This is a genomic window from Legionella fairfieldensis ATCC 49588, assembly GCF_000621525.1.
Lineage (GTDB): Bacteria > Pseudomonadota > Gammaproteobacteria > Legionellales > Legionellaceae > Tatlockia > Tatlockia fairfieldensis.
This window is the reverse complement of record NZ_KK211302.1, coordinates 49437-53994: the sequence shown is the minus strand read 5'-3', so window position 1 is coordinate 53994 and position 4558 is coordinate 49437. Positions and strand designations below refer to the sequence as shown.

The following is a 4558-nucleotide window of genomic DNA, read 5'->3' as shown; positions in this document are numbered from 1 at the left end:
AGTCAGTACGGCAACGCCACGCAACAACGCCTAAGCCAGCACTTAGGCCCAGGCAGTGCGGCCGTCCTTCAGTCCGAAGCCAGCGCACTCGCCTCAGGCGGCCTGCAAGCCGCAGCCCAACATCAGCGCTTTGATGCCGCGCAGGTGTTAAGCGATAATCTCGGACAGGCTATTGGTGAGGGGGTCGTGCAGGGGAGTGCGAGCGTTGAAACCCCTTCCGCTGCCGAGGCTATTGATGCGCTGTATTTACCGATGGAGAAGGCCGATACCCGCAGCGATAAAGCCGCCTACCTGAATTACCTTGCCCAGCAGTTGGCCGGAGAGGGGGGTTATGGGGAGTTGTTGCAGGCGTCAGCCCCCTCGCTGGAACCAGCCCCTTTACCCGAATCGACCCCGATAGAGACGCCAACCGGTTCTCCAGGGATAAAGGCGATGGCCTCCCTCGCACTGGACTTTGTGCCGGTAGCCGGTCAGTTAAAGGCGATGGATGAACTATGGACAGGTCGTGACCGTCTCTTGAATGTGGAGGTTAACCGCGGCCTGTCAGCGTTAGCACTCATCCCCGGTGGTAAGCTTGCGGCTAAAACGGTTCAGTGGTTAGGAAAAACCAGACCGGTCATGGCAGCCATGCAGTTGACCCGGGATAGTAAAGTCATTGAAAGTGCTGCCAGTTACTCGAAACAAACGGTTCATTTTCTCTCGGAGTATAAAGGGGTTATTGCCAAACACACATTAAACGCCGCTGTCGGAGGGACGTCTTCGTTTCTTTCGGCACTGTCTACCGCGGATGCGCATCCCTGGCGTAGTGCGGTGATTGGAGGGCTTGCTGGATTGGGTTTTGGTTTTAAGCCCCCTGTGTCATTTAAAAATACGATTAAATTGGGTGCTGCTTCTGGAGGGTTATCAAATTTAACATATCAAGTAATAGATCGTTTTGGTGAAAATAAAACATCAATGAGCCTAACGAAGTTTGCTGTTGCAACGTATGCTGGTGTTGTAACTGGAGGCTTGACGTACGGTATGCCTTTAATCCCCGCAGCTATTGTTGGTTTTGGCCCTTCCACAGTCATCAATAAATTAGGAGACGTGTTTTATGAACACTGGTATAACAATGCAGAATAAGCAATATGAATATGAAGATGTAACGCATGGTGGTTATGGATTTATAATTTGGCTTATGCCGATGCTGTTTTTATTTTTCTTCTATGTTTATATCCTGAATATTTATTTATTAGTAACTACGACACGTTCCATAAGTGAAGATTATTTAATGATGTGTTTTAGTTTTTTTGCGCTTTCTTTAGTTATAATTTGGTTTGGTTCCAGCAGCTTATACGCATTACAAACCGTCCAGTTTATCCAGTTTAACGAAAAGGATATTTTCATACGTTTATATTTCAACCGAAAAGTATATTTTTATCCAGAAGACTTACTGGCAATCAACGATTTTAAAATCAATAAACTGATGTCCCAGACAAGAACCTTTCCCGAAGGAGGTACGGGGATTTTAATTCATTTAAAGAATGGAAAACGATATCGGGTAAGTCCCCATATGGCGAGATTTGAGGAACTGAAAGCGGTATTAACCGGGATTGCGGCAAGGAATAAATAGCACTTTTCTTAAGCGATAATCTGGGATAGGCGATGGGTGGGGGTCGTGCAGGGGAGTGCCCAATCCGCCCAGTCTATCGGTGGGCGAGAATGTTAGCGGGAATTCAGGCATCGTCTGAAATCTTTTCATTGAATGGACAGGAGGCAACAAGCCCTGAGCACAACGCTGCTGTTTTAAACACGGTAGAAGCAATCGATAGCCTGATACCATCGACCTCGATGGTGAATGACTTTTCCAAACTGGGTTATGAAGGGTATCAGAAATACAAGGTTAATACGATTTTAAATCGTGCGGGTGGATTACAGAAAAATAACCTGAAACGAGTGACTTTGGTGAAAGATTTACAAGCGATGCAGGGTTTATTTAAATCCTCCTCCTCCCAATCGTATCAGCTCATTGATAAAGCGTTGAACTCCAGAACCTATAAGCTTTTTAATGTGGCGAATAAGTATTGGGAGCAAGCTAGTCGCCACTGAATCTTACATGGCTTATGAAGCCAATGCGTCTCGCTATTTATGCTGCCACGTCATTGATGTTTCACCACTTTGGAGACATCCATTGATCTTTGTGGTTAAGTTTAATACAATTTTCATTACCTAACTCCAGAGAGAAAAATTATGATGCATTGGAAAAAAACTAACGATTACCCTAGAGACAAAAAGTATATTAATCTCAATGAGATTCACAATCTGGAAAAAGTGATACTTTTCTGTGGGCTCGAATATCATTTTCATTTCTCTAATAAGAAGCATGCTGCTAATATTTTAAAGCATTTTGAAAAATCTCAAGTTCCTGTTAGACTTTTTGAAAAATTTTCCCCACACATATTAAAAATTGAGACAAAAACACCATACATAAAAGATTTTCTTCGGTACCTCGCTCAAACAGAACCCGGTTTTAAAGAGCTAATACCTGAAATTTGTGATTATTTAAAAATTAGTAAGTCTCTGGGATTAGATATAACTCAGTTAAAAGCCATGTCAGTTTCAGATGCTATCGAAAATGCAATAGAAGCTCAAGACAACGGTGATTTTGAACTCATTTGGACACTATTTAATTATTATTATCAGGACTCACTTGAAATAAAAGAACCTTCAGAATACTTAGTTAACTCACAAACCTTGTTTGACTTAGCCAATTCAATTTTAGAAAAAAATCCTCATTATAAAGAAGCACAAACTAAAATCACTGAAATTTTGATGCGAAACGAAGAAGCTAGTTCACCAGAAGAGAGCTACCTGAATTTACAAAACAAATTTCGCTTTGCCTTAAATGGAGACAATCAAGAGTTAACCGATAGGTTTTTTCATGAAATGTGCGGCGGCAAACTTGGTGAACCTATACAGGAAAACATACAAGGTGATGCTGAGACCTTAATTAATCTAGCCAATAAAATAAAAAGTCTCAACGAAAAGTTGAACCAAACTTATCAACAAACAAATTATCCTGGGAGATTTTTCACCACGACAACAAGCCCAAAAATACCGGAAATAATATCTAATAATAATTCTCTAAACAAGGGTTAGAGGGCGAACTCATGGTAAATGCATCTAAATTTGACCAATGCCTTTAACTGAGCCGAAGAATAAGGAAAGCATCGCGTATGCATTACAAACTGTCCAATTTATCAAATGGATGAAGCAGACTACTGTCCCATCCAGAAGGAGGAAGATGGCACCTATTCACTGGCCTCGGAACATGTGTATCAGCGATTTATAATAGTGGGGAGCATAATATCTCTAAAGATTAATAATTTATTGACCGCGCGCAGCGGTTGAGAGTGGTGTTAGGAAACGGGCCATTTTGCTTATCACGAGCACCATTTATGGATGAATTAGTGAAGACTATACCCATTCAACTTGAAGGTGCTGGTTTTATCGTCTGAAAATTATCATTAATGCGCCCTCGGAGTGATTGCGCAATTTTTGGCAAAGTATCATCAAAAAATCCATTGATGGCATCACGAAACATTTTGGCGGAAGAGAAAAAGACGTTATTTCTTATCTCTTCATTCATCACCTTCCATAAGCGCTCTATTGAGTTTAGATTTGGGCTGTATGGTGGCAAATAATGAAGTTCAATATTTTTGTCCAATGCCGCCTCTCGAACCAATTGACTTCGATGATAGCCTGATTGGTCTAGTATAATGTGTATTTTTGACGCATCAGGATAGGTTGTTTTGAGCTGTTCAAAGAAAGCCACTGTGGTCTCTGCATTCACATACTCAGGACGGCAGCTAACAACGTTCATCGTAGTGAGTTCAATTGCCCCCATAATATTAACCCTTGTTCTTGATGCTGTCTGCGCGATGGGTTTATCAACCCCTTTCTTTATCCAGCCACAAACAACCTTTGTGGCCATTGTTGGATGAGCAGAGTCCATAAAAAGAATCGGTTCATCTACTGGAGTATCAGAAACCAGTGCGAGATATTTCTCAATGAACTCCTCTTGCTTTGCAAGATCTGCTTTGGCAGGTATGTTTTTTGGGTGTTTGTAACTGAATTTATGGTCTTTAAGCCATTTTGTCATACCTGATACGGTGTAGCGCACGCCAAAGGTTGCTTCAACATAAGCACAAATATCCATGACTCGAGTATAGGTTGTGTCTGAAAGATGGGTATCAAGTGAGCGTGTTTGCACCTCATCAAGCTTGCTATATGAGCCCCCATTTTCAGGTTTTAATTTTTCGTCAGTTGCCCAATCCGTTAAATGTTGCCGGACTGTTTCCTCATGGATTCGTAAGGCTTGTGCAATCGCCTTGTTTTTCCAACCTTCACTTTTCAATAGCACGGCTTTTATACGATCGCGTATGCGACCATCGTCTTCATAACGGTGGCGGAGTTCTAAATCTTTTTTTTGCTCGTCACTGAGCGGCTGAAATCTCATGGCCGTATTTGTAATCCATTTCAGAAATAATTTCCAGTACTTTCAATGGCGATGGGTATA

The 4558-nt window shown here is 41.9% G+C and carries 5 protein-coding genes; 4 read left to right on the top strand and 1 reads right to left on the bottom strand.

Going from position 1 to position 4558, the window contains the following annotated elements; genetic code table 11:
* From T345_RS0113045 to T345_RS0113030, 4 genes are all read left to right on the top strand, one after another.
* On the top strand, nt 1-1122 hold a 1122-nt coding region (locus T345_RS0113045), incomplete at its 5' end, for a hypothetical protein (RefSeq protein ID WP_028389686.1).
* Nucleotides 1094-1612, top strand: a complete 519-nt coding sequence (locus T345_RS0113040) for a hypothetical protein (protein WP_156935649.1) — start codon at nt 1094-1096, stop codon at nt 1610-1612. The genes T345_RS0113045 and T345_RS0113040, both read left to right, overlap by 29 nt.
* A gap of 32 nt (nt 1613-1644) precedes the next feature.
* A complete protein-coding gene (locus T345_RS0113035; protein ID WP_131777836.1) occupies nt 1645-2088 on the top strand; it encodes a hypothetical protein in 444 nt (147 codons plus the stop codon).
* Nucleotides 2089-2229: 141 nt separating this feature from the next.
* Nucleotides 2230-3138, top strand: a complete 909-nt coding sequence (locus T345_RS0113030; protein ID WP_028389683.1) for a hypothetical protein — start codon at nt 2230-2232, stop codon at nt 3136-3138.
* Between the two features lie 328 nt (nt 3139-3466).
* Here T345_RS0113030 and T345_RS0113025 read toward each other — a convergent pair whose 3' ends face one another.
* Entirely contained in the window at nt 3467-4498 is a 1032-nt protein-coding gene (locus T345_RS0113025) for an IS630 family transposase (RefSeq protein ID WP_028389682.1), read from the bottom strand.
* Nucleotides 4499-4558 lie beyond the last annotated feature (60 nt).